At 50.0% G+C, this 26,792-nt stretch carries 29 protein-coding genes and 1 riboswitch; of the genes, 18 read left to right on the top strand and 11 right to left on the bottom strand.

Annotation, left to right across the window (positions count from 1 at the left end):
* Nucleotides 1–81 precede the first annotated feature (81 nt).
* Both C0977_RS07455 and C0977_RS07450 read left to right on the top strand, forming a co-directional pair.
* Entirely contained in the window at nt 82–996 is a 915-nt protein-coding gene (locus C0977_RS07455) for a LysR family transcriptional regulator (RefSeq protein ID WP_101912952.1), read from the top strand.
* A gap of 79 nt (nt 997–1,075) precedes the next feature.
* Nucleotides 1,076–2,329: an MFS transporter gene (locus C0977_RS07450; RefSeq protein ID WP_101912951.1), complete on the top strand. Its 1,254-nt coding sequence runs from the start codon at nt 1,076–1,078 to the stop codon at nt 2,327–2,329.
* Between the two features lie 93 nt (nt 2,330–2,422).
* Here the strand turns inward: C0977_RS07450 and C0977_RS07445 are convergent, their stop codons facing one another.
* A complete protein-coding gene (locus C0977_RS07445; RefSeq protein ID WP_101912950.1) occupies nt 2,423–2,836 on the bottom strand; it encodes a flavodoxin in 414 nt (137 codons plus the stop codon).
* 12 nt (nt 2,837–2,848) lie between these two features.
* Nucleotides 2,849–3,400, bottom strand: a complete 552-nt coding sequence (locus C0977_RS07440; RefSeq protein ID WP_234987621.1) for a DUF3793 family protein — start codon at nt 3,398–3,400, stop codon at nt 2,849–2,851.
* A 164-nt stretch (nt 3,401–3,564) separates the two neighbouring features.
* Between C0977_RS07440 and C0977_RS11175 the strand changes: the two genes are divergently transcribed.
* The 13 genes from C0977_RS11175 (at nt 3,565) to C0977_RS07390 (ending at nt 13,285) form a co-directional block, all read left to right on the top strand.
* Complete coding sequence (locus tag C0977_RS11175; RefSeq protein ID WP_234987610.1) at nt 3,565–3,771, top strand: hypothetical protein; 207 nt, start codon at nt 3,565–3,567, stop codon at nt 3,769–3,771.
* On the top strand, nt 3,701–3,967 hold the full coding sequence (locus C0977_RS11170; RefSeq protein WP_328514213.1) for a hotdog fold domain-containing protein: 267 nt from the start codon (nt 3,701–3,703) through the stop codon (nt 3,965–3,967). The genes C0977_RS11175 and C0977_RS11170 overlap by 71 nt, the downstream gene beginning before the upstream one ends.
* Nucleotides 3,968–4,031: 64 nt before the next feature.
* Nucleotides 4,032–4,292: a GlsB/YeaQ/YmgE family stress response membrane protein gene (locus C0977_RS07430; RefSeq protein WP_023053209.1), complete on the top strand. Its 261-nt coding sequence runs from the start codon at nt 4,032–4,034 to the stop codon at nt 4,290–4,292.
* Between the two features lie 236 nt (nt 4,293–4,528).
* Entirely contained in the window at nt 4,529–5,227 is a 699-nt protein-coding gene (locus tag C0977_RS07425; RefSeq protein WP_159459044.1) for a FadR/GntR family transcriptional regulator, read from the top strand.
* 262 nt (nt 5,228–5,489) lie between these two features.
* Nucleotides 5,490–6,323 (top strand): transketolase, encoded by an 834-nt coding sequence (locus C0977_RS07420; protein WP_023053182.1) that lies wholly within the window; start codon nt 5,490–5,492, stop codon nt 6,321–6,323.
* On the top strand, nt 6,320–7,243 hold the full coding sequence (locus C0977_RS07415) for a transketolase family protein (protein WP_200814244.1): 924 nt from the start codon (nt 6,320–6,322) through the stop codon (nt 7,241–7,243). Before C0977_RS07420 ends, C0977_RS07415 begins: the two co-directional genes overlap by 4 nt.
* 30 nt (nt 7,244–7,273) lie before the next feature.
* A complete protein-coding gene (locus tag C0977_RS11025) occupies nt 7,274–7,465 on the top strand; it encodes a hypothetical protein (protein WP_200814243.1) in 192 nt (63 codons plus the stop codon).
* Nucleotides 7,466–7,471: 6 nt separating this feature from the next.
* Entirely contained in the window at nt 7,472–8,566 is a 1,095-nt protein-coding gene (locus C0977_RS07410) for an MFS transporter (RefSeq protein ID WP_288907142.1), read from the top strand.
* A 56-nt stretch (nt 8,567–8,622) separates the two neighbouring features.
* Entirely contained in the window at nt 8,623–9,381 is a 759-nt protein-coding gene (locus C0977_RS07405) for an SDR family NAD(P)-dependent oxidoreductase (protein WP_101912948.1), read from the top strand.
* Between the two features lie 110 nt (nt 9,382–9,491).
* Nucleotides 9,492–10,520, top strand: a complete 1,029-nt coding sequence (locus tag C0977_RS07400) for a zinc-dependent alcohol dehydrogenase (RefSeq protein WP_101912947.1) — start codon at nt 9,492–9,494, stop codon at nt 10,518–10,520.
* 48 nt (nt 10,521–10,568) lie between these two features.
* Entirely contained in the window at nt 10,569–11,534 is a 966-nt protein-coding gene (pfkA, locus tag C0977_RS07395) for a 6-phosphofructokinase (protein ID WP_101912946.1), read from the top strand.
* Nucleotides 11,535–11,736: 202 nt separating this feature from the next.
* The gene (locus C0977_RS11235; protein WP_268802364.1) at nt 11,737–11,868 is read left to right on the top strand and encodes a hypothetical protein; all 132 of its coding nucleotides are present in this window, start codon (nt 11,737–11,739) and stop codon (nt 11,866–11,868) included.
* 22 nt (nt 11,869–11,890) lie between these two features.
* Entirely contained in the window at nt 11,891–13,285 is a 1,395-nt protein-coding gene (locus C0977_RS07390) for a PLP-dependent aminotransferase family protein (RefSeq protein WP_101912945.1), read from the top strand.
* 55 nt (nt 13,286–13,340) lie between these two features.
* On the opposite strand, the gene C0977_RS07385 is transcribed toward C0977_RS07390, so the two are convergent.
* The gene (locus tag C0977_RS07385) at nt 13,341–14,282 is read right to left on the bottom strand and encodes a LysR family transcriptional regulator (RefSeq protein WP_101912944.1); all 942 of its coding nucleotides are present in this window, start codon (nt 14,280–14,282) and stop codon (nt 13,341–13,343) included.
* Nucleotides 14,283–14,435: 153 nt separating this feature from the next.
* Between C0977_RS07385 and megL the strand changes: the two genes are divergently transcribed.
* The 3 genes from megL to C0977_RS07370 all read left to right on the top strand — a co-directional run bounded on the left by megL (nt 14,436) and on the right by C0977_RS07370 (nt 18,349).
* The gene (gene megL / locus C0977_RS07380; protein WP_101912943.1) at nt 14,436–15,638 is read left to right on the top strand and encodes a methionine gamma-lyase; all 1,203 of its coding nucleotides are present in this window, start codon (nt 14,436–14,438) and stop codon (nt 15,636–15,638) included.
* 370 nt (nt 15,639–16,008) lie between these two features.
* Entirely contained in the window at nt 16,009–17,427 is a 1,419-nt protein-coding gene (locus C0977_RS07375) for a Na+/H+ antiporter NhaC family protein (RefSeq protein ID WP_234987607.1), read from the top strand.
* A gap of 148 nt (nt 17,428–17,575) precedes the next feature.
* On the top strand, nt 17,576–18,349 hold the full coding sequence (locus tag C0977_RS07370; RefSeq protein ID WP_101912942.1) for a PhzF family phenazine biosynthesis protein: 774 nt from the start codon (nt 17,576–17,578) through the stop codon (nt 18,347–18,349).
* A 209-nt stretch (nt 18,350–18,558) separates the two neighbouring features.
* Here C0977_RS07370 and C0977_RS07365 read toward each other — a convergent pair whose 3' ends face one another.
* The 8 genes from C0977_RS07365 to C0977_RS07330 form a co-directional block, all read right to left on the bottom strand.
* Entirely contained in the window at nt 18,559–19,377 is an 819-nt protein-coding gene (locus C0977_RS07365; RefSeq protein WP_101912941.1) for a MetQ/NlpA family ABC transporter substrate-binding protein, read from the bottom strand.
* A gap of 113 nt (nt 19,378–19,490) precedes the next feature.
* Nucleotides 19,491–19,589: riboswitch (SAM riboswitch) on the bottom strand.
* Between the two features lie 112 nt (nt 19,590–19,701).
* On the bottom strand, nt 19,702–20,988 hold the full coding sequence (locus C0977_RS07360) for a DUF445 domain-containing protein (protein WP_101912940.1): 1,287 nt from the start codon (nt 20,986–20,988) through the stop codon (nt 19,702–19,704).
* A 1-nt stretch (nt 20,989) separates the two neighbouring features.
* Nucleotides 20,990–22,258: a DUF445 family protein gene (locus C0977_RS07355; protein ID WP_234987606.1), complete on the bottom strand. Its 1,269-nt coding sequence runs from the start codon at nt 22,256–22,258 to the stop codon at nt 20,990–20,992.
* Nucleotides 22,259–22,457: 199 nt separating this feature from the next.
* Nucleotides 22,458–22,742 carry a 4Fe-4S dicluster domain-containing protein gene (locus C0977_RS07350; RefSeq protein ID WP_023054254.1) on the bottom strand — a complete coding sequence of 95 codons (285 nt, stop codon included), beginning with the start codon at nt 22,740–22,742 and terminating at the stop codon, nt 22,458–22,460.
* Nucleotide 22,743: 1 nt separating this feature from the next.
* Nucleotides 22,744–24,039, bottom strand: coding sequence for an FAD-dependent oxidoreductase (locus C0977_RS07345; RefSeq protein ID WP_023054240.1), 1,296 nt, complete (start codon nt 24,037–24,039; stop codon nt 22,744–22,746).
* 78 nt (nt 24,040–24,117) lie between these two features.
* Nucleotides 24,118–24,822, bottom strand: a complete 705-nt coding sequence (locus C0977_RS07340) for a ubiquinone/menaquinone biosynthesis methyltransferase (RefSeq protein WP_023054249.1) — start codon at nt 24,820–24,822, stop codon at nt 24,118–24,120.
* A 1-nt stretch (nt 24,823) separates the two neighbouring features.
* Nucleotides 24,824–25,753, bottom strand: a complete 930-nt coding sequence (locus C0977_RS07335; protein ID WP_234987605.1) for a prenyltransferase — start codon at nt 25,751–25,753, stop codon at nt 24,824–24,826.
* Nucleotides 25,750–26,775 carry a polyprenyl synthetase family protein gene (locus tag C0977_RS07330; protein ID WP_234987604.1) on the bottom strand — a complete coding sequence of 342 codons (1,026 nt, stop codon included), beginning with the start codon at nt 26,773–26,775 and terminating at the stop codon, nt 25,750–25,752. Before C0977_RS07330 ends, C0977_RS07335 begins: the two co-directional genes overlap by 4 nt.
* Nucleotides 26,776–26,792 lie beyond the last annotated feature (17 nt).

Here is a 26,792-nt window from a genome sequence, read left to right as displayed (position 1 = left end):
TCCGTGCAAGGCGCGGCGCCGGTGCTGCCAAGTCAGGCAGGTATGAGCCGTTCAACGGAATGGCGGGAAAGAGGAATGACAATGGAATTACCGAGTATCCAGGAATTGAAGAGTTTTATTCTGTACGGTCAGCTGCGGAATTTTACGTCAGCCGCCAAGGCGGCCAATGTGACGCAGTCGGCTTTCAGCGCGCAAATTAAAAAACTGGAAGACATCCTCGGCGTGCCCCTGATTATTCGCAACAATCGCGGCAGCGCCCTGACTGTCGAAGGAGAGCGCTTTCTGCGTGATGCCGAAGCGGTTGTCGCCTCGCTGGAAACGGCAGCGGAGCGGGTACGGCGCCTTTATGCGCGGCGTCTTCCCGTTTTGCATGTCGGCGTAATGCGCAGCATGGGCGATATTCTCATGAATGCGCACATCGCTTACCTGCACGCTCATCACGAGGATCTTTCAATCAATGTCTACGATATGGAAGAGAGCGAAGTGATGACCGATCTGCACGCCGGAAAAATTGATATGGCATCTGTTTATGCCGACGATGCCGCGCGTTGGCACGGTTATGAAATGGTCCCGTTCGCGACGGATTCCTTTGTTTATTTTGCGCCGCACGTTGCGCCGGGCGGAGCCGTATCGAAGGAATTCATGTGGAACCGGCAGCTGGTCATGTATCCGCCGAAGTATTTCATGGACCGACGGCTGCGCACGTATTTTGCCGGTACGGAGACCAGCGGTTCACACGCGGAAATACAGCTGTCCAATCCCTACGCCAGCGTGGATTTTTGCAGAAATAACAAAGCCGGCTGCCTTGTCTCCGAACGACTTGCCGCCGTCATGGGGCTTGCCGGTCAGTGCCGCGCTCTGGCGGATCCGCTGACGCTTACGGCTTACATTGTCTATCGTAAACATACGGAAAAAGAAACGTATATTCGCTTGTTTATCGAATATATGCGGAAACGGGGAAGCCGGTTGCCGGCCCGGTCTCATCGAATTTTCTGATGACACGATCTTTTTTTTCTGTTATACAGACGGTCACTGTCGTTTTATAATCGTCACTATCCGATAGGAGGGAAAAGAAATGAGTGACGCTAAAGAACGATTGTGGACACGGTCCTTTATTCTGGATACGGTCATCAACTTGTTGGTTTTTTTGATTTATTATTTATTGATGGTCATCATCGCCGTCGTTGCCAAGGACGAGTTGCAGGCCAGCCTGAGTGAGGCCGGCCTGGCCGTCGGCATCTATATTATCGGCACCGTCGCGGCACGTCTCTTTGCCGGCAAATTTGTCGGTGTTTACGGCTGCCGGAAGGTGTTGCATACAGGCCTGTTCTTATATCTTATTTCCACGGCCTTTTATTTGTATATCCCCAATTTAATCGTGCTTGACGCCGTTCGTTTTGTGAACGGTTTTGCTTATGGCGTTACCTCTACGGCGACGAGCACGATTGTTGCCGGCATCATACCGGGAAAACGGCGCGGCGAAGGCATCAATTATTATGGACTAAGTACCAGTCTGGCGGCTGCCGTCGGCCCGTTTCTCGGGATTTTGCTGCTTTCGTTGACGGCGTTTACCGTGATCGTCTGGCTTTGTATCGCGCTGATCGTATTTTGCATCGGCGGCGCCTTACTGATGAAATACCGGGAACCGGCATTTGGCGGCGCCGCTGTTGAGGAGAACAAGGGGCGGTCCCTTGCCGACTACATTGAGCCGCGTGTCAATGCGATTACCGTCGTTTCCGTTCTCGTCGGTTTTGCTTATTCCGGAGTTTTGGGCTTTATGGCCTCGTACACGCGGGAAATTCATATGGTCGAAGCGGGAACGCTTTTCTTCGTCGTCTATGCCGCCGTGATCACGCTGACGCGACCGGCGTTGGGCATCCTTTTTGATCGGAAAGGGGAAAACTATGTTCTCTATCCGTGTTTCGTCTCCCTGGCGTTGGGGATTCTCTTGCTGAGCCTGGCCGCCTCTTCCTGGATGGTTCTGGTGTCCGCCGTTTTTGTCGGTCTCGGGTACGGCACCTATATGTCCAACGGGCAGGCCGTCGTCGTCAAAATGGTACCGGTTCATCGTATCGGCGTTGCGACTTCGACGTATTTTGTGGCCCTTGATCTCGGCCTCGGCATCGGCCCCTATCTTTTAGGGGAGATAAAGGAGAGCGCCGGTTTTACGTGGATGTTTTTTCTGACGGCAGTGATCGCGCTTGCCGCTTTGGGCGTTTATCATATTTCGTACGGCCGCCTGCTGGGAACGCGCGCCGATCCTCGGGCCAGAGTGAAAGCAGAGGAAATCAGGGCGAAACGGCGTCAGGCGGCGACGTTGCAGTCATAAAGCTGTTTTTCAGCAAAATGAAGGGCATTACAGTTTTCTGTAATGCCCTTCATCGTTTAAGGGATTGTTGTTTAGGCGCTTATGCTTGGGCGCTTATGCTTGCGCGGCCGCTTTGCCGAGAGCAACGCATTCTTCGGCGTTATCCGGCGTTTCATTGACAATGGCGGTACCGATGACGGTAGCGCCGGCATTTTCCGCGCGCTGCTTCCAGTTGTCCATCCATTCGCCTGTGCCCCAGCCGTAAGAGCCGAAAAGGCCGATTTTTTTGCCGCTTAATTTACCTTCCAATTCTGTGAAAAACGGTTCGACGATTGTTTCTTCCAATTCTTCGGCACCCATGGCGGGGCAGCCGAGCAAAACAACGTCTTTACCCGCCACAGCATCGACTGACGTATCTTCAAAAAGCAAGGTTTCCACTTCCGCCCCGGCGCTCTTTACGGCCTCTTCAATTTCTTTCGCCATTGCTTCCGTGTTTCCCGTACCGCTCCAGTATACGATTGTTACCATAATAATTCCTCCTTAGGCGACGATTAACGTCTCTAAATTTATGCCAACAGCAAATCGGTTGATGTAATGCTGACGACAGGCTTTAAAGGTCTTAAAAAGATGCTTCGCTTGCTCCGCGTTGCCGTATACTTTCCAGCAGCCGCAAAGCTTGGCGCCGTTTCCCTTGTTCAAGATAAAGCCGCAGACATCTTCCAGCGGGTAACCGAGAAAAATTCCCGTTTCGTGGGGGAAATCCGATTCTTTCCGGAATCGTTTTTCGAGCCTGGCAAGATAGGCGGATAACGCGTCTTCCCGGCGATAGCCGTAGGACTGCAGAAAACGGGAAACCGTCGGCGTCGAAAGATACGCCGCAACCATATCAGGGCGGTAAACATATACCAAGGACCGGGCGCAGCAGTGATGAAGAACGCGAAAATACAATCCTTTTTGATTATATTTATGATTGTAACTATCAATAATTTTCTTAAAATCACTGCCCGCGTCTTCCCGCTTCAAACAGATAAGAGAAGCCATTTTTAAGCGGGCCAACGTAGGTGAACAGTAAGAGATAAGCAGAGAATCCATATTCACTTTCAGGCCCCCTTTGCAACCTTCATCTTCTGCATTCACTATAACAATTATGAAAACAATTGTCAATATAAAAGGAAGAAGAAACAACTAAGTCGTACAGATTTATGATATAATTAAATAACAGAAGAAGTATGTTGAAGAAATGAGGGAACGGGACGATGGATAAAAAAGAAAACGAATATACCTGGTGTTTTGCCTGCGGCAAAGACAATCCGATCGGTTTGAAGCTTGACATGCAGTTGGAAGGCGAGACGTGCACAGCCGTTTTCTTACCGCAACGGCAGCATCAAAGCTATGACAACTGCATGCATGGCGGCCTTATCAGTACGATTCTTGGCGAAGTCATGGGGCACATATGTATTTAAGAAAACAGGCATGCCGGCATATACGGCCGACTTGCACATTCGATTCCGGGAAGCCGTGCCGATCGGTGAAGAAATCCGCGTTGTCGGCCGTTTGAAAAGTCAGCGCAACCGTCTGTATTTGATGGAGGGCATCGTTTATAAAGCGACCGGCGCCGTTGCGGCGACAGCCGAAGCCAAGCTGATGGCAGAGAAATGAATCAGGCGGTGTAGGCCTAGGCCGCGTTATCAAAACATTACATGGTTACAGTACAGGAGGCGATATGATGAGTTGGATATCATGGTTGATTATCGGCGCCTTTTCCGGTTGGGTAGGCAGCAAGATTATGGGTGTCGATGAAAAAATGGGCAGCATTGCCAATATTCTTTCAGGAATTGTCGGCGGTATGGGATTAAATGCTATTTTAGCTCATTTCGGTATCGTCGGGATCAACGGTTTTTTTGAGATCGAATCGTGGCTTACCAGCATCGTCGGAGCGGTCATTTTGATTGCTGCCGTCAAATGTTTGAAAAACAGGTCATAAGAAAAACGCCGCCAAGTCGGGACAGATGGTGTAGCCGTACCGCTTGCCGGCAGGCGTTGCAGTATTTGCGTAAATTATGTGAAAAAAAACACATAACGATTGACAAGGCATTTGTTTATGTGTATGCTAAAATAAATTAGCATGGCACCGTGTATTCAAGGCATTTTTATATTGTCGTCAAATTAGACATGATTTTAAGAAAGGCATAGACGATTATGACGGAGAGCAGGCCTTATTTGAAACCGATAAAAAATAAGTCTGTCGTGCAACAAGTGGTTGACGGACTGACACAGGCCTTAATCGAGAAGACGATCCGTCCGGGTGACAGAATCCCGCCGGAGCAGGATTTGGCCGATATGTTCGGCGTATCGCGGAACTCGGTCCGCGAGGCGATTAAGATCCTTGTCTCGTTCGGCGTTTTGGAGATAAAACGGCCTGAAGGTACCTTTGTGACGAAAGGCATCTCCGATTCCATGATTGACCCGTTGCTGTACGGTATCATCTTGGAAGATTCCGAATCCCTCGGGGCGTTGAAAGCATTGCGTGAGTGGATCGATATCGGCATTATACGATTGAATATCATAGAAGCGACGGATAAAGACATACAGGCGCTGAAAGCCGCGCTGGCGCATTTCAAAGAGATGACGAAAACGGAAGACGTTGAGGCTGTCTTTGAGGCCGACAATGCTTTTCATGAAGCCTTGTCTATTGGCACGCATAACAGCCTGTTTGCCAAAGTCGCTGCTGTAACGCGGTTATTGACGAAAGAAATACGCTATAAGACGATTCGGCATATGACCAGGAATCATAAGCTTGAGGAATTGTATGACGTCCACCAAGAGCTGTATTGCATTATTAAAGGGAGAGTATTCAATGACGTCGAAAAAATAATTCAAAAAAGTTATTTTTATGACGAAGGCGCATTAGAAGAGTAGAGAATATAGGAAAAAGCCGGATCTGCGTGAATAAAAGCAGGTTCGGCTTTTTCCTATTATTTATTATGGGAAGAGATAATTCTCGTTAGAAAATGCAAATAAAGCATTAATGAATTCGTCAAAACGCATTGACATGGAGATTCTTGAGAGTATAATTGAAATCGTAAACAAGATAACATCCTACGTTCAACATATAATGATAAAAAGATCGTGATGTTACTACATTCAGCAGTATAGTTCGATTTAGATGGGGTGAAAGATAATGAGACGAAAAAGTGTGGAAGAGTTGAAAGGCATTGCCGCCGACTTGAGGAAAAAGGCGATAACCATGATTTATGAGGCTCAATCGGGACATCCGGGCGGCTCTCTGTCGGCAGCTGATTTTGTCGCAGCATGTTATTTTGACGAAATGGATATTGATCCGGAAAATCCCAAATGGGAAGACCGTGACCGCTTTATCCTCTCTAAGGGGCACGTTTGTCCGATTCAGTATGCGGCTTTGGCTTCACGCGGATATTTTCCTGAGTCGGAATTACATACGCTTCGTAAGGAAGGGAGTATTTTACAGGGCCATCCGGATATGAAAAAATGTCCGGGAATCGATATTTCTACAGGCTCTTTAGGCCAAGGGCTGGCTTGCGGCGTCGGCATGGCATTGGCTGGGAAACGGGACAATAAAAATTATCGCGTTTTCGTGGTTATCGGTGACGGAGAAGCGCAAGAAGGGGAAATTTGGGAAGCCGCCAATACAGCGCACAAATATGAATTGGATAACCTGATCGTTTTTATAGATAACAACAATTTGCAACTTGACGGCACGACTGATGAAGTTATGCCCAATATTGATTTGGGTCAAAAATTTGCGGCATTCGGGTTTGACACTTATGAAATTGACGGGCATAGCATGGAAGAGATTACCAAGACGCTTGAAATGATTCGCATGCGAAAAAATAAAAAACCGCACTGTATTTTTGCACATACCGTGAAGGGGAAAGGCGTATCCTTTATGGAAAATGAGTGCAGCTGGCATGGCGTGGCGCCGAATGATGAGGAATATAAGCAGGCAATGGCGGAACTTGAAGGAGGGTTAAAATGATGGGTGTAAAAAAAGCGACTCGCGAAGGGTTTGGCGAAGAAATACTCGCGTTGGGCAGGAAAAATAAAGATATTTATGTAGTTGACGTTGATATTGCTAAATCCTGCAAAACGACGCCATTTTCCAAAGAATTGCCGCAACAGCATGTTAATGTCGGGATTGCTGAACAGAATGCCGCAGGCGTGGCGGCAGGACTGGCAACGACGGGAAAAATTCCGTTTGTCGTCACGTACGCCGTATTCGGATCGCTGCGCATGTGTGAAATGATCCGTCAGGAGATCTGTTATCCGAACTTGAATGTTAAAATCGCCTGCTCGCATGGTGGCGTGACACCTGCCAATGACGGGGCCAGCCATCAGTCGATTGAAGATATGGGTGTACTTCGTACCATTCCGAATATGACGGTTATTATGCCGGCTGATTATTACGCCGCCAAACAGTTAACGGCGGCTGCCGCTGCAAGTTATGGTCCTGTTTATCTGCGTTTTACACGCGACGCCATTCCCGCCATTTATGACGAGGGTGTCGAACTGGAAATCGGCAAGGCCCATTTGATCCGAGACGGTAAAGACGTAGCCCTTATTGCCAACGGTGATACGGTTCGTCTGGCCATTGAAGCGGCAGAGGAACTGGGAAAGCTCGGTATTTCCGCAAAGGTGCTTGACATGCACACAATCAAACCGCTTGATGTTGATGCTGTAAAGGAATGCATTGAAAAGATCGGCAAAGTGGTTACCGTTGAAGATCACAATATTATCAACGGCTTGGGCAGCGCCGTTTGTGAGGTAGCGGCCGAAATGGGGAAAGGCATTGTTAAACGTATCGGGATCCAGGATCGTTTCGGCGAATCGGCTCCTTGCCAAAAATGGCATTACTGTCGAGAATATTGTGGCAACGGTTCAACGCCTTTAACTCGGTAAAGATATACGATAATTTGAGGAGTGATCATAATGGATGTATCCGCTATTGAACGGAGTACAGTAAAAAAGGTTACGCATAGGCTGATTCCATTTTTGTTCCTTTGCTTTGCTATTTCCATTTTGGATCGCGTCAATATCGGTTTTGCAGCGTTGCAAATGAACTCTGATCTGGGATTTTCCAGTGCTGTCTTCGGTTTTGGCGCCGGTATTTTCTTTTTTTGATATTTTTTGCTTGAAGTGCCGGGCGGGGCTTTAATGACGAAGTTCGGCGCCCGTCGCTGGATTTCTCGGATCATGATTTCCTGGGGAATTGTTTCCATATTGACGGCATTTGTACAGAATGATCTGCAATTCTATCTTGTCCGTTTTGCCTTGGGAATCTGTGAAGCCAGCTTCTTCCCTTGTATGGCTTGGTATTTGAGCAATTGGTATCAAACAAAAAATCACGCCAAAGCCATTGCCGGTTTTATGGTGGCGATTCCCAGCGCGAGCGCTTTCGGGTCGCCGATATCTACGTATTTACTGCAAATGAATCTTTTTGGACTTCACGGTTGGCAAAGCCTCTTTATTTTGGAAGCCGTTCCTTCGGTAATTTTGGGTATTGTCGTTTATTTTTATTTGACGGATAAGATAGAAGACGCCGACTGGCTTGAACCGGAAGAGCGGGAATGGCTGCAAAAGGTTGTCGCCGAAGAACAGGCCGTAAAAGCGGAAAAGAAAAAAGTATCTTTCTTGTCTGCGCTGAAGGAGCGGGACGTGTTAATTTTGTCAGGCGGTTATTTTGCCTGGATCTGCGGGTATTACGGCATCGTCATGTTCTTGCCGACACTGGTGAAGCAGCTTTCGGGGACGCTTTCTACGACGATTATCGGTTGGACTATCGGCGCGATGTACTTATTGGCAGCTTTTGTCATGTACGGCGTCGGACGTCATTCTGACAAGGTCAATGAACGCCGTTTTCATGTCGCCGCTTGTTTGGTTGCTGCCGCTATCGGTCTGGTCGCCAGTGTGTATATTGCCCATGCCAGCGTTGTTCTCAGTTTGGCTGTTTATGCAGTGGCGCTTTGCGGCGCTTATGGGGCGTATTCGCCGTTTTGGGCTATTCCGCCGGCCTATCTTTCCGGTACGGCTGCGGCAGCGGGTATCGCGCTGATCAATAGTGTCGGTAATTTGGGCGGTTTTGTAGGGCCTTACGTTATGGGCTATGTCAGTACGGCTACCGGATCTTTTGATGCCGGCGTGCTCTTTCTGGCGGTCTGCATGGTTATCAGCGCGCTCGTTGTTACCGTTTGTGTAAAGCAGAATGGCAAGGCGTTGGAATAGAAGTCATCGGTTATCGTATCGGGTATGTTATGGATGAATAATAGGAGGTAAGCAGTATGTTGGATTTCAAAGATCAAGTCGTTATTGTTACGGGCAGCGGTTCGCCAAAAGGAATCGGACGGGTTATTGCCAAAACATTTTCTCAGCAAGGCGCGCAGCTGATCATTGCCGACATCAACATGGAGGGAGTAAAGGAAACTGTTGAAATGATTACGGCAGCAGGCGGCAAGGCTGAAGGAGTAAGACTTGACGTTACGAGCAAGGAGTCATGTCAGGCTATGGTAGATCATGTCATGAATACATATGGCCGTCTTGACGTTTTGATCAATAATGCCGGTGTTTCACAACACGTTACGGTTGAGGACATGACGCTTGAGGATATGAAACGTATTTTTAATGTAAATATGTTTGGCCTCTTCCTCTGCACACAAGCCTGCATGAAGCCGATGGTGGAAGCCGGTTATGGCCGTATTGTCAATCTTTCTTCCGTATCCGCCAAGCGAGGCGGCGGAATTTTCGGCGGCGCACATTATTCCGCCGCTAAAGCGGCAGTATTGGCTTTTTCTAAAAATCTTTCTCGAGAAATTTCTCAGAAAGGGGTTACCATTAACAGTGTATGTCCCGGTTTGATCAATACGGAAATTTGGAAATCGCTTCCGCAAGAAGAAGCGCAGAAAGTTATCGACGGTATCCCCATGGGACGCCCCGGCGAAACGCAGGAAGTTGCCGATACGATTGTATTCCTCGCATCCAAGGAAGCCTCGTACATTACCGGTGAAGAGATTGACATCAACGGCGGTCAGCATATGGACTGATTGTCCGCCGTCAACGGACTGACAGATTGCCGTCAAGGTACGTGTTTGCTGCAGAGGCGGACAGTAACGTTTCTTGACGGCAGTTTTTGCAGGAAAGGGGAAAAGGAACCATGCGTGGCGGATTTATAGAAAAACCGATGAAAGCGTATTTCAGAAACGATTTGGAAGAACCGCAGTTGATAGACGAGTACAGTGTGAAAATTCAAGTGAAAATAAGTGGAATTTGCGGCTCTGAAGTGCATGCTTACCATGGAAAGCATGCCTGGCGGGTCCCGCCTCTGGTATCGGGTCATGAATTTTCCGGCGTTGTTGTAGCACTGGGCAGCGCCGTTACAGCCTGCAAGATTGGCGACAGGGTTACGGCGGAACCGCAATATGGCTGCGGCCATTGCGAATTGTGTGCAAGCGGCGCGTATAATCTTTGCGAAGACAAAAAGATATTGGGCGCTACCTATTGGAGCGGTTCTTTTGGCGAGTTTGTCGTTGTGCCGGAACGCTGTGTTATCCGTTTACAAGATACGGTTTCTTTTGACGCGGGAGCGCTGATAGAGCCACTTGCTGTCGGTATGCACGCCGTACGCAGCAACCGGGTGGGGGAAGGCGACACCATTGCCGTCATCGGCTGCGGCACCATCGGTTTGGGCGTGATTCTCAGCGCGCTTTCCCAAGGAGTAAAGACCATCATCGGCATTGATGTTTCCGATTTCAATTTGATGAAAGCGAAGGAAATGGGGGCTTCGCATGTTTACAACAGTCTTACCGTCGACGTCGCGCGAACGATCATGGATTTGACCGGGGGAAGAGGCGTGGATGTGACCTTTTTGGCATTCGGCAATGCCGCTTGCATGGTGCAGGCCGCAGAGATTACCAAACGTGGCGGTACAATTTCCGAGATTGCCGTTATGGGGAATGACGTGGCGGCGCCTTTCGGACTGATTCAAGTTAAAGAGCTGCGCGTTATCGGTTCCAATATGTATACTGGCGACGATTTCAAGGCTGTCATAGAAGCGTTGGCTTCCGGCCGTATCCGCACGGAGGGATTTATAACCAAAAGGTTCCCTATAGAAGAAATGTCTGCGGCTATGCGTTTCGCAGATCAACGGCCGGAACCGTTGGTTAAGGTTGTCTTGGAATTTTAATAGGCGAAATTGACGGTTATGGTCAGGATGAAAGGATCGGCTACGTAAATGATCAAAAAAATAGGTGTTTTAACCAGCGGAGGAGATGCCCCCGGTATGAATGCGGCTATCCGCGGCATTGCCAGATATGCCATTTATAAAGGGTTGGCTGTCGAAGGTATTCAAAAGGGTTATGAAGGATTGATCAACGGAGAAAGTGTACCGTTGAATCGAAGATCTGTTGGCGGGATCATTCATCGCGGCGGCACACTGTTGAAAACGGCGCGCTCAAAAGAGTTTGAAACTGAAGCTGGCAGACAAAAGGCGATGGCGTTTTTGCGGCAGAACGATATTGACGCATTAGTCGTCATTGGCGGAGACGGCTCAATGCGGGGAGCGCAGGCGCTAAGCGAGCTCGGTATGCCGACGGTGACGATACCCGGTACGATTGATAATGATATGCCCGGGACGCAATATACCCTCGGTTATGATACGGCCGTTAATACGGTGCTGAACGCGGTCAATAAGATTCGCGATACCGCTTTTTCTCATGATCGGGTTGCCATTATTGAGGTAATGGGGCGCCATGCCGGTTTTATCGCTCTGGAGGCGGGCATGTCGTGCGGCGCTGAATTGGTACTGGTCCCTGAAAAGGAAATGACGCTGAAGGAAGTAACCGATGAATTAATCGAGTCACATAAACAGTGGAAACGCAGCAGCATCGTCATTGTCGCCGAAGGAGCGATGAGCGGCAATGAAGTATATGAACATATCCATCACTATCGTGCGGAGCTCAACCCCAGTTTGACCGTTTTGGGGTATTTGCAGCGCGGCGGTTCACCGACTGCGTACGATGCGAAAATGGCGGGGAAATTCGCGCAGAAGGCGGTGGATACCTTATTGGCAGGGAAAGCGAACGTGATTGTCGGACTGATTGATAATCATGTTACGGCCATACCTTATCAGCAGGCGGAACGGTATATTTACGGTATTGATGAAGAAGAGTATGACCTGGTTCACGCGCTGGGAAAGTAAGGGATGATCGGATATAGGCGAACAGGCCGGTATACAGATGTATACCGGCCTGTTCGCTTGTTCGCAGCCGCGAGCCTAATGACGCCGGAGTTTCGGCCGTTTTCGGCTTGCGGCGTTTGCTTCGCTATTGGCGGCCAGTTGACACTGCACGGGAGAGATTATTATAATTTTAAGAAATACCTGTTTTCGTCAGCAGATTCGATTGGCGACCGCTTCGTGCAGTCGTCGTCATCGACTCGTTGTTGCCGGAAATCTTTTTGACGCGCACTGCCGGCGGCACATGATGGAAGAGGCTATTGCGGAGAACGGTGTTTTGGATACCGGCAGAAACTGAGGCTGAAGAAGGAGAAAGGGCCATGTCCATAAATTCATTTGATGATTATCCGCTGACCTGGCGGCCTGTCCTGCCGCCGTCAACGTTGCCGCTGTATCGTGTGTTGGCGCAGGAGTTGGAACGGGCCGTGCGGCAGCGCACGCTGCTGCCGGGGACGAAATTGCCGCTGCAGCGGGAATTGGCCGATTACTTGGGGATGAATGTCAGTACCGTAACGAGAGCGTTTCGGCTTTGCTCCGATAAGGGATTGTTGACAGCCCAGGTAGGCCGCGGAACCTATGTGGCCTATACGGTCAATACCGATCTGGCAACAGCAGAAAAGCCGCCGCAGCAGATTGAAATGGCGTCGATGATGCCGGAAACGTTGCAGCAGGACGAGGCTTCCGAAATACTGCAGCTCATGCTGCTTGAGAAAGGCAGGGGTCGTTTTTTCCAATACAGTCAGGAGCGGGGCGCTTATGATGCGGCGGCGACAGTCCTGCTGAAGCGGGTCGGGCTCTCGCTTGGCCGGAACGATGCGGTGCTTTTAGCCGGCGGCGGGCAGAATGCCATTGCCGCCGTTCTGGCTTCTTTCTTTCGGCGCGGCGATCGTATCGGCGTCGATCCGCTGGTTTATTCCGGCTTCAAGGACAGCGCCCGCCTTTTCGGCATCAGACTCATTCCTGTCGGGCAGGAGAACGGGGAAATGAGTGCCGCCGGAATTGCCTACGCCGTCAAAAACCATCATATCAAGGGCCTTTACATTACTCCCGATTTTCAGAATCCGACGACGCATATACTGAGCAAGGAAGGGAGAACCATGTTGGCTGAAGCGGCGAATACGTATGATCTGCTGATTATAGAAGACTCGATCACTTCTCTCTTGTTGGCGCAACCGCTGTTGCCGGTTAAAGCGTTGGCGCCGGATCGGGTCATTTACGTGCTCAGCCTTTCGAAAACGCTGCTGCCGTCTTTGCGCCTGGCGTACGTCGTCTGTCCTGCCGCGCAGGCAGCGGTTCTCAGCGAGGCGTTGCATGCCATTAATTTGTCCCAATCGGAACTTTTGCTGGAACTGGCTTCACGCCTGATTCTTTCCGGGAAGTACGAGGAACTGCTGCGTTTGCGCCGCGAACGTGTCGCCAGGAGGAATCGCCTGGTGAATGTTGTTCTCGGAGCGTATGACATCGCCGGCACGGCGGAATGTATCAGTCGCTGGCTGACGTTGCCGCCTGCCGTGACGGGACTGGAGTTTGAGAAAGACGCCGCTGCCGCCGGTGTTTCCATTTACGGTGCGGAACACTTTGCCGTCGGCGCCGCTGCGTCCGTCAACGGCGCTCGTCTGGCTATTGCGTCACCGCGGGATGAAGCGGAACTGACGGACGGCTTGCGGCGTCTCAAAATCCTTTTGGACGGATATGCCTATGAAGGAAAGAAATAAAGAACGGCGGTCACCTGTTCGTATTCATGCTAACAGGTGACCGCCGTTCTTTATTTTACGAGACATAATCGCTTTTGGACATAACCTTGTTCAGCGAATCTTGCAGATAAGCGATATATTTGGTCATTTCCGGACTCATGGCAGCATTTTTTCTCTTTACCCAGCCGATCTTCATCGTGCCGACGGGACCTTTTATCGGCACGGAAATGACGTCGGGGCCGACGATGCGGGGCAGGAGGCAACCGGTTCCCAGATTATAGGCATCCGTATTGGCGATGATGCTGAGCATTGTCGAGCGGTCCGTGACGTAGATTGTCTTTTGTGAATAAACCTTGGGAATCACCACTTCTTCCGACAGCTGGGCCGGATCGCTGCCTTGTTCATAGCGGATATAGGGATAGGGAAGGAGTTGTTCGATAGTGAGTTCTTTTTGCGAAGACAACGGATGCCGGCTGCTGATATAGGCGTGCGGCGGAAAGTCGAAAAAGGGGACGAATTCGAGCCCGTTTTTGGTGAATGTGCGATGCATGAACTGTTCCGTCATGTCGGAAACGTAAAGAATTCCGATCTGGCTGCGTTGAACCAGCACATCCTGAATTACTTGTGAAGTCCGTACTTCGTGGATGCGCAGCGTATAGCGGGCCGTGTCCGGCAGATTCAGGATGAAGCTGATCAGGCCGTCAACGGCAAAGAGGTAGTGTTGCGACGAAATGGACAAATGCAAAGCCTCCGGCATGGCCCTTTCTTTAGCGAAATAATCGCGCATCGTATTTGAAGCTTCCAGCACGTGATTGGCAAAATGGAGAAATTTCGTCCCCTCCGGTGTAAAGGCGATGCCGTGTCGGTTGCGGCGCAGAATCTTGATTTGAAATTCTTCCTCCAAATCCTTTACGACCTTGCTTAAGCTCGGTTGGGCAATGAACAATTTGTTTGCCGCTGCGGAAATGGAGCCGCATTTTGAAATCTCAATAATATATTTCAACTGCTGCAGTGTCATATAGAATCTCCTGTCATAACTTTTTTCTATGCATTTGTGAGGCTACACGGTATTATTCACAAAAAATTATATATGATATACTTTGCAGTGTCAAAAGGGTATGTCCGTATTACGAATCAGGCTTCACACAACGACAGTCAGGAGGAATGAAGGATGAAAAGAGAAGAGTTAATGAAAATGGGATTTGCCACGCGCGCCATTCACGGCGGTGCTTCGACAAATACGTTCGGCGCATTGACAGCGCCTATTTACCAAACTTCTACGTTTGTTTTCGATTCTGCTGAACAGGGCGGCAATCGGTTTGCGTTGGCGGAGGAAGGCTATATTTACAGTCGTCTCGGCAATCCGACGAATGCCGTTGTCGAAGAAAAAGTAGCTATTCTCGAAAATACGGAAGCTTGCGTTTCCACCGGCTCCGGCATGGGAGCTATTTCGGCGGCTCTTTGGACGGCTGTCCAGTCCGGTGACCACATCGTTGCCAGTGATACGCTTTACGGCTGCACCTTTGCCTTGATGAATCACGGGCTGCCTCGCGCCGGCATAGAAGTATCCTTTGTCGATATGACCGATCTCGATGCCGTGCAAAAAGCGATGAAGAGCAATACGAAGGTCGTCTACATGGAAACGCCGGCCAATCCGACGCTGAAAATTGTCGATATTGAAGCGATCAGCAAAATCGCGCACACTGTTGAAGGTTGTATTGCCATTGTCGATAATACGTTCTGCACGCCGTATATCCAGCGGCCGGCAGAATTGGGCGCCGACGTAGTCGTTCATTCGGCAACAAAATATCTGAACGGCCACGGTGACGTTATCGCCGGTTTTGTTTGCGGTAAGACGGATTTTATCACCCAAGTACGCCTCTTCGGCATTAAAGATATGACCGGAACGGTACTCAGTCCTTTCGATGCTTTTCTTATCGCTCGCGGCATGAAGACCTTGCAGATTCGCATGGAAAAACATTGCGCCAACGCGATGAAGGTGGCCGAATTCCTCGAAAGCCATCCTGCCGTAGCCACGGTCAGCTATCCTGGATTGAAGAGCTTCCCGCAATATGAGCTGGCAAAAAAACAGATGGCTCTTCCTGGCGGCATGATTTCCTTTGAATTGAACGGCGGTAAAGAAGAAGGCGCCGTGGTCATGAACAACGTTCACGTCTGCAAGCTTGCCGTATCTCTTGGCGACGCCGAAACATTGATCGAACATGCCGCATCGATGACGCACTCGACGTATACGAGTGAAGAACTCAAAATGGCCGGTATCAGCGAAGGCCTGGTGCGTTTGTCCGTAGGGCTTGAAGATGCCGAAGATATTATTGCCGATTTGAAGCAGGCGTTGGATCTGATCGTTAAATAACCTATACCCATATTCATCACCGAGAAGCAGCAAGAGCAGATCTGGCTGCTTCTTTTTTTTGCGCAGTTGTTTTTGAGGTGTTGCTTTAAAGAAAATAATTGCAGTAAGACAGGGTATAAAAAAATATAGAAAATTTCTATAGATGATTAAAATAAAAATATATTATACAAATAAATATGATTGTGATAAATTTAACATATATATTTCGTGGGGCAGATGTACAGCCGGATTAAATCTTTTTGACGTATTTTTTAGCTAAGACAGAACGAAACTCTTTTACCGATTCGGGGGGCAGTCAAGGGGAAGAGCGTATGGTTGTTTAACGGTGTATTGTTAAGGAGATGTGTTTTAATCGAAGGGAGAGATCGTTGTGAGTACAGAAGAGCAAGTTCGTACAGAGGAGGAAAAGGGGAAAAAGGTGGTGGAAGAAAATACCGTAAAACCGAGCGGCAAGGCGCTGATTCCTTTTCTCGTTTTTGTGGCCGTTTATCTGGGCAGCGGGATGATTCTTCATCTGAGCGGCGTGCCGATGGCTTTTTACCAGTTTCCGGCGCCGTTGGCGGCGATCATCGGCGTTATGGCAGCCTTTATTTTGATCAGCGGTTCTTTTGATGATAAGTTCGATACCTTTGTTAAAGGCTGCGGCGATTCCAATATTTTGATTATGTGCGTGATCTTTTTATTGGCCGGCGGCTTTGCTACCGTTTGCAAGGTGATGGGCGGCATTGATTCGACAGTCAATCTCGGCTTGACGTATATTCCGCCGGAATATTTGGCGGCCGGTATTTTTATCATTTCCGGATTCATTGCTACGGCAACGGGAACGTCGGTAGGCAGCGCCGCCGCCGTAGGTCCTATTGCCATCGGGATTGCCGACAAGACGGGCGCATCGCTGCCGCTGATCATGGGTTGTGTTCTGGGCGGCATCATGCTGGGCGATAATTTGTCGATCATTTCCGATACGACGATCGCTTCGACGCGGACGCAGGGCTGTGAAATGAAGGATAAATTTAAGCTGAACTTCTGGCTGACGCTGGTCCCGGCGATCCTTACCGTTATCCTGTTGATCTTTTTCGGGCAGTCGGAAACGATTGTGACGACGGGAGAGCATGAATTTAATCTCATCAAGGTGCTTCCGTATATCGTCGTTTTGGTGACGGCCGTTGCCGGGGTCAACGTTTTTCTGGTTCTGGTCATGGGGACGGTGTTGGCCGGCCTCATCGGTATCGCGTATGGAGATTTGACTTTCTTGACGTTTATGCAGGCCATTTATAAAGGCTTTGTCAGCATGAACGATATTTTCCTCTTGTCCATGTTTACCGGCGGCTTGGCGGCAATGGTCAGCAAAGCCGGGGGCATAGCGTATCTGTTGACGAATATACAGAAATTCATCAAAGGAAAAATTTCAGCTGAACTCGGCATTTCGGCGCTGGTTTCCATTACGGACATCGCCTTGGCCAATAATACGGTGGCTATCATTGTTAACGGTGAAGTTGCCAAGCGGATCTGCTATACCTTCCACGTCGATCCGCGGCGCAGCGCGGCCTTGCTCAGCACCTTTTCCAGTATTTTCCAAGGCTTGGTTCCGTATGGGGCGCAAATGTTGATCGTGACGGGCTTTGCCGGCGGCACCGTCTCACCGCTGGAAGTCTTGCCGTATACATGGTTTATTTATCTCTTGGGCATCTCGGCTGTCGTATCCGTATTCATTCCCTTTTCGGACGGGTTTATCAAGAGAGATCCCTGGAATTTCGAAGAAGGGAAAGCACAGAGCAAAGTTTCGGCATAACGTGCGGGAAAGGGTGTTCCCTTCGATGCAACACGTCCGTGTGCCATACATTGTACGCCATACAATCTTTTGATTGTATGGCGTATTTCTTTGTGATACGCTAAAAACAGGAACAGTTTTTAGCAATTTGTATGAGGAGGAGAGGAAAATGAAAGACTATCATGTGGACGCTTTTGCAAAAAACGTTTTTACCGGGAACCCGGCCGTCGTCTGTGTTCTGGATCATTGGCCCGATGACGGCCTGATGCAGCAGATCGCCATCGAAAATAATTTGTCCGAGACGGCGTATACCGTTCCGGAAGGGGATGATTATCGCCTGCGCTGGTTTACGCCGGGAGGAGAAATCGACCTTTGCGGTCATGCAACCTTGGCAACGGCGTTCGTTCTGGCTAATTTTATTGAGCCGGAACGGCAGGTCTTTCACTTTCATACGCTGGGCGGCGATTTGACGGTTCGGCGTGAAGGGGAACTGTTTTCCATGGATTTTCCGGCGTATGCGATGCAGCCTGTGGCCGTGACGGCGGCGATGACGGCGGCGATCGGCCGTCGGCCGTTGGCCGCGTATATGGCGCGGGATCTCGTTTGCATCATGGATGATGAAGATTTCGTTCGACAGGCGGAACCGAATCAGGAGAAGATCCGGGAACTTGACGGGTTGCTGCTGCATATTACGGCTAAAGGCCGGGATTATGATTGTGTCAGCCGCAGCTTTGCGCCGAAGCTCAAAGTGCCTGAAGATCCGGTCTGCGGTTCCGGCCACTGTCATATTTTGCCGATTTGGGCCGCGCGTGAGGGGAAGACGGCGTTGCATGCGTATCAGGCTTCCCAACGAGGCGGCGAGCTGTTTTGCCAAGTACACGGCGACCGTGTTACTTTGTCCGGATATGCCTGCCTGTATTCGACGGCAGAACTGCATGTATAGGTAAGGAAAAGGAGGGGCCCATCTGTTGCTCCTCCTTTTCCTGTGATGTGGCTGCTTTTTTTTGCGCGCAAAGATGGCGGCCAGATCGGACCGGACCGACAGACGGCGTCGACCTCTTGGGAGCAGCCTGCGTATAACGGTGATCCTTGCGCGATAGCAGCGGGCTTTAAGCCATAAAAAAACACGCTCTGCAGAGCGTGTTTTTTTTATTAGAACGCCGGCAAGATGGTGCCTTGGAAGTGTTCTTCAATAAACTTTTTAATCGCTTCCGACTGATAAATGGCGACGACCTTTTTGTACGTTTCATTGTTTGCATCTTCGTCACGAACGACGATGACGTTAGCGTAAGGCGAGTTTTTGTCTTCGACGATGAGCGAGTCTTTTTGCGGATTCAGGCCTGCCGGAATCGCGTAGTTCGTATTGACGCAAGCCAGATCGGTATCGTCAAGAGAGCGGGAAATCTGAGCGGCATCCAATTCGACGAACTGCAAATTCTTCGGATTTTCGACGATATCGGTTACGGAAGCGTCAACGGAATTGCCGTTTTTCAAGGTAATCAATTTTGCCTGCTGCAGCAGAAGAAGTGCGCGCGCACCGTTTGTCGGATCGTTCGGAATGGCGACTTTGGCTCCCGGGGTGACGTCGGCAAGGGATTTGTATTTATGGGAATACGCCGCCATCGGCAAGATGATGGATTTGCCGATAGACGTTAACTTCAGCCCCTGTTTCTTGATGACATTGTCAAGGTAAGGCTGGTGCTGCATGGAGTTCATATCGAGGTCTTTGTCGGCAAGGGCTTTGTTCGGCTGGACATAGTCGTTAAATTCGACGACTTTCAGCGTAATGCCCTGTTTGGCCGCTTCCTTAGCCACTTCTTCCATTACCTCTGCATGCGGTCCTGCCGTTACGCCGACTTTGATTTCTTTTTTTGTAGTATCGGCAGTGTCGGAGCTGCCGCAGCCTGCTGCAAAGATACATGTTGCCGCAATTAAGGCGAGACTGATAACTTTTTTTACGGATACGTTCATTTGATAATTCCCCCTGTATATTATAATGATGAGTATAAATTTCAACCGGCATAGCAGCGTCTTCAAGTGACAAAAGAAAAGCCGTCATGACGATGACGGCTTGTGTATATGCTCCTTCATCTGTCGGTAAAACCGCTGGAATTAGCACCTTTCCCCGAAAGGAGGTTGCCGCAGCTTCACAGGGCCAGTCCCTCTGCTGCTCTTGATGAAAACGGTATGCAGTTGTTGAAAGTAATGATAACGCGTCGCCGCGATCTTGTCAAGAGGAAATGACAGCTCGTCGCATATGACGGTTTTTCAAGACGGAAAGTCGTGGCTTTGCGGCTACGTGAAGGCCCAATTACGGATCAGCGGCACGACTAGGGGCTGATAAAGGAAATATAAGAAGGAAAAGACGCAAAAGCCTATGGATGCGCCCACAATGGCTCCGTTGATGCGGATCCACGACAGGTCTTCGCCCAGTTTGTTTTCAAGGAATTCGTTAAATTTCCGCTTGTCAAAAGTTGACAGGACGTCACGGACGGCAATGGCGATGAGACTGTGTTCGTGTTCGAGAAGAATATTACAGGTGCGGCAGATCTGTTCATCAAGCCAGTTTTTTACGGATTCATGGGAACGGCAATAGGCAATGTACCGAAAGAACTGCGTTTCCAACATATCCTTCAGTTCCTCCTGTCCTGTCTGACCGCTTGTAAAATAGATTTCAACAGACCCTTGGGTGGCATCGAGCCATTGTTCGAGCGGCAGGGAATCGATGAACTGGTCTTGCCAGTTCTGGACGGCGAAGGCCAATTGACCGCTCATGGAATAGAGAAACAATTCAAACTTGCGGCAGAGCCACTCTTTTTGCGCCGCATCGGCCTGTTCCCAATGATCAAGCCAGATGAGCAGGCCGCTTTTGATATCCTGAGCTATTTTTTGCGGGTCCACGATGCCGAGTACTTTGTTAATTGTCAGCGTGGAGACCGTCGAATGTTTGGATTCTTCCTGCCATTGCAGGATCAGATCTTTTATCACCGTGTCAAATTCGTCGCTGGCAATAAGTTCTCTGATGAGATTGAGCGTATCTGTGAACATGTTGCTGTTCGGGTCAGCCAACAGGGAAATGAGACGGTCCTGGAAAAAGTTGACGAGCGGTTGCTTTTTGAGATAGCTGCGTAAACGAATAAGGATCGCTTGTTGTGTGTCTCCTTTTTGAGCAAAACCGTAGGCTCGGATTGAAACGGCATAAAGCAGATTTCGAAATTTTTCCTTTCCCGCCGGTTCGCGCAGCCATACCGATAATTTATCGATGAACGAAATGTTGCGCAGCTTATCTTGCCAAATCTTGGGCTGCAGCAGCTGTTTGGAAATAATTTTAGTAATACTGTCGATAATCTGTTCCCGATTGCTGTACAGCAGTTCCGTATGGTAGGGAAATCCCAGCGGTTTCTCGAACAAGGCGGTGACGGCGAACCAGTCGGCGATACTGCCGATGAGGGCTGATTGAATGACGAACAGGAGCAGCTGTTCCGGCAAGGAAAGATCGTGCGTAGCCCACCACAGGAAGGCAAGGATGAAACAGATGAATGAGCCGAGGAGAATGAGATTTGCTTTTCGACGGTAGGTCATATTACGCACCTCCTTTGACGGCGTACATGATCAGGTAAATTACGGCTCCTAAAAGGGCGCCTACGAGGGATCCGTTGATGCGGATGACTTGCAGATCATACCACACGCTGTTTTCCAATTGCTCCGCCAAGTAGGTTCCGTCATATTTCAGGATTTCCTGTTCTGCCGTTTTACCGAACCATTCCTGCAGTTTTTTCAGTTCTTGCGACAGGAAGGTGAGCAGCGTATGATTCAGCTGCTCAATCCGATCGGGGCTTTCGCGCCATGATTCTAGCTTGCGAATGACGTAGGCAGCTACCCAATTGCAGATTCGGCGCTGTCTTTCCGGATCCCGGATGTATCGCTGCCAGGCTTCGCCCGTATCGGGACGCGTAACGAGGCTTTGGTACATGCGGTTTTTATAGCTGTCAATACGTTTGTGCCAATCATCGTTGAATTGGATTTGCTCTGTCTTTTTCCATAAATAACGCAGCGCCTGTTCACGCTGCACGGAGTTGTCCGCTTTTGCTTCTGTCAGCAGAGAAAGTCCTTTTTTTTGCAGTATTCCAGCTACGTAGGGGGGGCGAAGAACCTCGACTTTCAGCGCCGTTTTGATCGCCCAGCCTAGAAAGATATTGCGTTTCGCATATTGCAGCAAGGAAGCTTCATAAATTTCGCCAATCGCTTGGCCCATCATGTCGCTGCGAATAATTTTTTCCAAGTAGAGAATCATAAAATCGAGAAAATCTTTGCCAGATTCGCCGCGAAGACCGATCTTAATGGCTTTGCTCATAATGGGAGCCAAATCTATTTTTTCTACGGCCTGGCCGCCCTTTGAGGAAAATGCGTTCACCAGCGTTTGGATATCCACCGTATACAGAAAGATAGTGAGCATCTGTCCGAATACGCGCTCGGCGGCTTGAAACCCTTTGCCGGTATGCAGGTAGTCTAAGGTAGAGCCTAGAATGGGATGATGTTTGAGCACGGCGTACATGTTGGGAACGGTCAGAATTTCATGTTCGACCATGTGGCGGGCCATTTCGGCAATGCGGACCTTGCTGTTGGGGATAATTGCCGTTTTGAAGGCGATTCCCAAAGGACGGCGAAATAAAGCGGTAACGGCATACCAATCTGCCAGTCCGCCGATCAGCGCAGCTGATGAAACATGGGTAAAAAAGCCGCCGCAGAACGTGTCCCGGAACGGGAAGGCGGCGAGCAGCATGATGGCGGCTGCTATTAAGATGTATGTAGCTGCGTGCGTGCGGGCAGGCGGTGACATTTTATTCGGCACAGACATATATCCTCCTTACGTGGTGAGCCTGTTTTTTGATTTGCAGCAGAGCCGTACGGTCAAGTGATTATGTATACTATACCATATCCTCTTATCAGATCAACCGTACTGGACGGGAATGTGTTGCTGACGATAAAAATACACGTAAAAAACGAATTCAGATATATATCTGAATTCGTTTTTACATGCCGTATGGCGTTTAGCCCTGATGGTATTCGACACCCATGGAACCTTTCGGATGTTTCCAGCTCTTAACGCCCTTACCGCCGGAGATGACGCGGCACGTACCGCACTCCAAGCAGCCTTCATGATTGAAGACGAGAACGCCGTTGTCATAATGATATAAGTTTGCGGGACAGGCCATGACAAGACGATTGATTTCCTGCTCATCTTTGTAATCTTCGTGAATGAGAATGTGGGATTCCGCTTCGTCCGTCAGGAATTTAACAACACCTAATTTGTCATCTACACTCATTTTTGCCATTTTACATCGCCTCCCAAGCTTTTTTACCTAATGAGAACAGGCCGTTCAGACCGCCGTTGTTTGCCAGAACGCTCAAGGCGATCATCGGCAGGGCGACGGGGGTGCCGCCATCCACTTTATAAACCATGCTGGCGAAATCATCAGCCATCTTGGGGATATCGTTGAAAATCATATGATCTTCCAAGAGACCCGGCAAGTTCTGGTATTGCTTCATCAGTTTCATAATGAAGCTGTCATCAAGCATCTTGGTATAGACGGAGAGGCTTTCCTTGGAGAAGTCGCCGCGGTTTCTGGCGCTGATGACGGCTTCGCCGGCTAACCGGCCCGATTCGATGGCCAGGTCCATGCCGCGTACTGTATAGCCCAGGTTGACGACCATAGCGGCCGCATCGCCGGCGACGATGATACCGTCGCGAACGAGTTCAGGCATCATTTTCAGGCCGCCTTCCGTTACCAAATGGGCCGAGTATTCGACGAGCTTGCCGTCTTTGATGAAGGGGGCGATCGTCGGATGCGCTTTCATGCGTTCAACCATATCGGGAATGCTGACATCGACGCGGCCGATATCGTTGATTGTCGTTACGATACCGAGAGAGAGCGTCGATTTGTTCGTATAGATAAACCCGCCGCCTAAATTTCCCGATGTGGGATCGCCGGCGATCATCCAAGCGGCGCCGGCGGAACCGGACAAGCCGAAGCGATCGTTGATGACGTCTTCGCCGAGTTCAATGACTTCCTTTACGCCGACAGCCACGTCTTTGGCGTCCAGTTCCTGTTTCATGCCCAGCTGTTGGGCCAAAAGGGAGTTTACGCCGTCGGCGAGGATGACGACATCGGCATCCACTTCTTCACCGCCGCAGTTGATGCCGATCACTTTACCGTCTTCGACGATAATTTCATCGACAAGCTGTCCCGGAGCGACCATGGCGCCGGCTTCTTCCGCTTTGTCTGCCAGCCATTTATCAAACTTGGAACGAAGGACGGAATAGGACGGATATTTTAAGTTTTCCAGCTTGTCCGAGCTGTATTGGAAACTCAAAGCCCCCGATTCGGTCATGAGCGAAAGGCGTTCCTGCGTAATCTTGCGTTCAATCGGCGCTTCGTCGGCGAAGTTGGGGATCAGTTTTTCCAAGCTGTGGCCATAGAGACGGCCGCCGCTGGAGTTTTTCGAACCGCAGAACTTGCCGCGTTCTACCAGCATGACGTCTAATCCGGCTCTGGCCATAGTCAGGGCTGCAGCAGAACCGGCCAACCCGCCACCGACTACTATGGCATCAAATTTTTCTTCACTACTCATATTTATTACCCTCCTTAACCATGTGGTTCATGATATAGTAATTTTTTATATGCTGTTACGTGGTACGTTGATAGGGTATTACGTTTTGTTTTTTCCCGTATGCATTGCACAGGCGCCGAATAAGACGCGCTTTATTTGTATATCGGTCAGACCGGCCTGTGTAAACAATGCCGCTAATTCGTTGATACTGATAAAGTCTTGTGTTGACTGCCAGAGCCAGGTGTATTCTTGACGATGGCGAAGGCCGCCGCCGATGACCGGCATCAAGTATTTGAAATACAGGGAATAGAACGGCTTGACGAGTGTTATGTCCGGCACGAAAGAGTCCAGACAATAGACGGCGCCGTTTTTCTTGACGACACGCGCCATTTCCCGCAATACTTGCAGGTAATCCGTCGTGTTGCGAAGTCCGAAAGAAATACATGCTGCAGAGAAGGCATTATCCTTGAATGGAAGATGCATGGCATCCCCCTGCAGCCAGCGAAGGTTCGGGCTGTTTTCCCCTTTTGCCCGTGCCAGTCGCAGCATGGCCGGTGAGAAATCAAGGCCCGTAATCATACAATCGGGTCTTGACCGCGCCAGCGCGACTGCAATATCACCGGTTCCGGTACAGACATCCAATATCGGACCGCCTGCTTCCGTTTCGTCCGCGATGCGGGCAATGAATTGTTTTTTCCACTTTCCCGACATCCCTAAGCTGATATACGTGTTGCCTTGGTCATACGTGCGGGAAATGCGTTCAAACACGGCGTAGACTTTTTCTTTTTTTGTTGCGTCAGTCATATCAGGAGAAGCCTCCTGTGATTGCTGCGGCAAAGCTGATCAAATAAGCGCCGTTTCCGAGCAAGTTGGCCAACACGATTCCTTTCATCTCCGCGACCCGTTGCGGCGCCGTTAAAGTGAAGCGAAGGAGACGGCGAAACGCCGGTCGGGCGAAGACGATCAGAAGGAGAAGGCTGCCAATGCCCCAAGCATGGGTATACCAGAAAGGGAGCAGGCAGAGCGTGGCGAACCATAATACAACGCAGCCGCGATAGAGCGTTAACGCCTTTTTTCTTCCCAATAAAACGGGCAGTGTGCGGCGGCAGGCCTGTTCATCTTTTTCCAGGTCACAGGTATTGTTCGTCAACATAATCAAGCCTATGCCGAGTATCAGGGGCAGCGCCGCCGGCAAGACCGCAGCGTGAAATGATTGGCTGGCGACGGCGACGACGCCCAAAGGAATCAGGCCTCCCATCGTCAGGCCGGAAATAAGTTCGCCGAGAGGCAAGTAGGATATGGGCAATCTGCCGCCTGAATAGGTGCAGACTGCCAGCGCGCCTGTTGCGCCGATGATCAGAGGAATCGGCCCGGCAGTTATGAGGACGGGGAAAACGATCAGAGCCGCTGCAAAAAGGTACGCAATTCCTAAATACAGCGCCTGTTTGACGGGAAAAGAGCCGTGCACGAGGACGGCGTCGGACTTTTCCAGAAAATCGTCTGCCGTGTCCGTTCCGTTGATAAAGTCGAAATAATCGTTCAGTGTGTTGACGGAAGCTTGCATGCAGATGCAAGCTGTGACGAGACAGAGCGCTGTCGGCAGCGGTAAAGCATAACCCTGTTGCAGGCAATACAGTTCTCCGAACAGGGCGGGATAAACGGAGGCGATCCAGGTATGCGGCGCCGCCAGATGCAAGGCGTCTGCTGGAGTCAACGATCGGGCGACTGCCATCATGCGGTTCCGAGCTTGCGGATGAGGGATTTTAGTTGCGGCAATACGTCCGCCGGAGGTAAGGAATTCAATATGGAATCAGCTTGTTTTTGATAATTATGAATGTACTCCCAAGCTCCGAGGATGCCGTCGTATGCTGTCAGAATCGCATAAATTTGCTGCATGTCGTTGTCCGAAAGATCACCTTCCCTATTCCGTTTTAGATAAGGGGAAAGGGCCTGTCTGCCTGCCGGGTTTTCCAATGTCAAGAGGATCGGCAAGGTGTAGATACCTTCCCGTACATCTTGGTGGGTGTTTTTTCCGATCAAGGTTCTGCTCGGCGTGAAGTCCAACAGGTCGTCGCGAATTTGGAACATATAGCCCAGGCATTCGCCGAAGGCTTCCAACCGATCGGCCAGGTCTTCGCTGCAACCGCTTTCCACCGCTCCCATTCGACAACAGGCGCGGAACAAAGCTACCGTTTTTCCCCCGATGTTATGCAAATACTCATCAAGGGTGACTGTTTCTTTATAGCGGCAACGGGCCTGACCGATTTCGCCGGCGCACATTTCCGCTACGGCTTGAAAAAGGATGGAACCGGCATGGGTGAGTCCTTCTCGCATTACGTGCGAAGAAATGCGGCTCATGAGGAAATCGCCGGCATAAATGGCCGCGCTTTTTCCGTACTTGCTCTGAATAGACGGATTCCCCCGTCTGAATGACGCGTTATCAATGACGTCATCGTGGATCAGAGAGGCGGAATGGGCTATTTCGACGATGGCAGCCAGTTTATACAGCCGTTCTTGCGTATCGCCGTTATGCTTGCCGAAGGCGCCGGCCATCAGCAGAAGGCGGGGGCGCAGCATCTTCCCCGCCGAAGATGCCGCCTCCTCCAAGATAGCGCCGGTTTCCGTTCCGGCAAAGGGGTGTTGCGTATAAATCTTTATATATTCTTTTACCTTTTGAATCTGTTCATCGTGAATACAGGCAAATAGTTTCGGCATCAACTTTCTGTGACTGTTTTCTAGAATCGTTTGGTTGATCATTATGCTCTATTCACCTT

This window comes from Megasphaera vaginalis (ex Bordigoni et al. 2020), from assembly GCF_900240295.1.
Classification (GTDB): Bacteria; Bacillota; Negativicutes; order Veillonellales; family Megasphaeraceae; genus Megasphaera; species Megasphaera vaginalis.
This window is presented reverse-complemented; position numbering and strand designations above follow the sequence as displayed.

Coding starts and splice junctions, on each gene's coding strand:
- C0977_RS07455 (WP_101912952.1), top strand. CDS start 82: ATGGAATTACCGAGTATCCAGGAATTGAAGAGTTTTATTCTGTACGGT.
- C0977_RS07400 (WP_101912947.1), top strand. CDS start 9,492: ATGCGTGGCGGATTTATAGAAAAACCGATGAAAGCGTATTTCAGAAAC.
- C0977_RS07445 (WP_101912950.1), bottom strand. CDS start 2,836: ATGGTAACAATCGTATACTGGAGCGGTACGGGAAACACGGAAGCAATG.
- C0977_RS07405 (WP_101912948.1), top strand. CDS start 8,623: ATGTTGGATTTCAAAGATCAAGTCGTTATTGTTACGGGCAGCGGTTCG.
- C0977_RS07340 (WP_023054249.1), bottom strand. CDS start 24,822: ATGACTGACGCAACAAAAAAAGAAAAAGTCTACGCCGTGTTTGAACGC.
- C0977_RS07365 (WP_101912941.1), bottom strand. CDS start 19,377: ATGAACGTATCCGTAAAAAAAGTTATCAGTCTCGCCTTAATTGCGGCA.
- C0977_RS07440 (WP_234987621.1), bottom strand. CDS start 3,400: ATGGATTCTCTGCTTATCTCTTACTGTTCACCTACGTTGGCCCGCTTA.
- C0977_RS11175 (WP_234987610.1), top strand. CDS start 3,565: ATGGATAAAAAAGAAAACGAATATACCTGGTGTTTTGCCTGCGGCAAA.
- C0977_RS11025 (WP_200814243.1), top strand. CDS start 7,274: ATGGATGTATCCGCTATTGAACGGAGTACAGTAAAAAAGGTTACGCAT.
- C0977_RS11170 (WP_328514213.1), top strand. CDS start 3,701: ATGACAACTGCATGCATGGCGGCCTTATCAGTACGATTCTTGGCGAAG.
- C0977_RS07430 (WP_023053209.1), top strand. CDS start 4,032: ATGATGAGTTGGATATCATGGTTGATTATCGGCGCCTTTTCCGGTTGG.
- megL (WP_101912943.1), top strand. CDS start 14,436: ATGAAAAGAGAAGAGTTAATGAAAATGGGATTTGCCACGCGCGCCATT.
- C0977_RS07330 (WP_234987604.1), bottom strand. CDS start 26,775: ATGATCAACCAAACGATTCTAGAAAACAGTCACAGAAAGTTGATGCCG.
- C0977_RS07335 (WP_234987605.1), bottom strand. CDS start 25,753: ATGATGGCAGTCGCCCGATCGTTGACTCCAGCAGACGCCTTGCATCTG.
- C0977_RS07390 (WP_101912945.1), top strand. CDS start 11,891: ATGTCCATAAATTCATTTGATGATTATCCGCTGACCTGGCGGCCTGTC.
- pfkA (WP_101912946.1), top strand. CDS start 10,569: ATGATCAAAAAAATAGGTGTTTTAACCAGCGGAGGAGATGCCCCCGGT.
- C0977_RS07420 (WP_023053182.1), top strand. CDS start 5,490: ATGAGACGAAAAAGTGTGGAAGAGTTGAAAGGCATTGCCGCCGACTTG.
- C0977_RS07370 (WP_101912942.1), top strand. CDS start 17,576: ATGAAAGACTATCATGTGGACGCTTTTGCAAAAAACGTTTTTACCGGG.
- C0977_RS07350 (WP_023054254.1), bottom strand. CDS start 22,742: ATGGCAAAAATGAGTGTAGATGACAAATTAGGTGTTGTTAAATTCCTG.
- C0977_RS07360 (WP_101912940.1), bottom strand. CDS start 20,988: ATGACCTACCGTCGAAAAGCAAATCTCATTCTCCTCGGCTCATTCATC.
- C0977_RS07385 (WP_101912944.1), bottom strand. CDS start 14,282: ATGACACTGCAGCAGTTGAAATATATTATTGAGATTTCAAAATGCGGC.
- C0977_RS07450 (WP_101912951.1), top strand. CDS start 1,076: ATGAGTGACGCTAAAGAACGATTGTGGACACGGTCCTTTATTCTGGAT.
- C0977_RS07415 (WP_200814244.1), top strand. CDS start 6,320: ATGATGGGTGTAAAAAAAGCGACTCGCGAAGGGTTTGGCGAAGAAATA.
- C0977_RS07345 (WP_023054240.1), bottom strand. CDS start 24,039: ATGAGTAGTGAAGAAAAATTTGATGCCATAGTAGTCGGTGGCGGGTTG.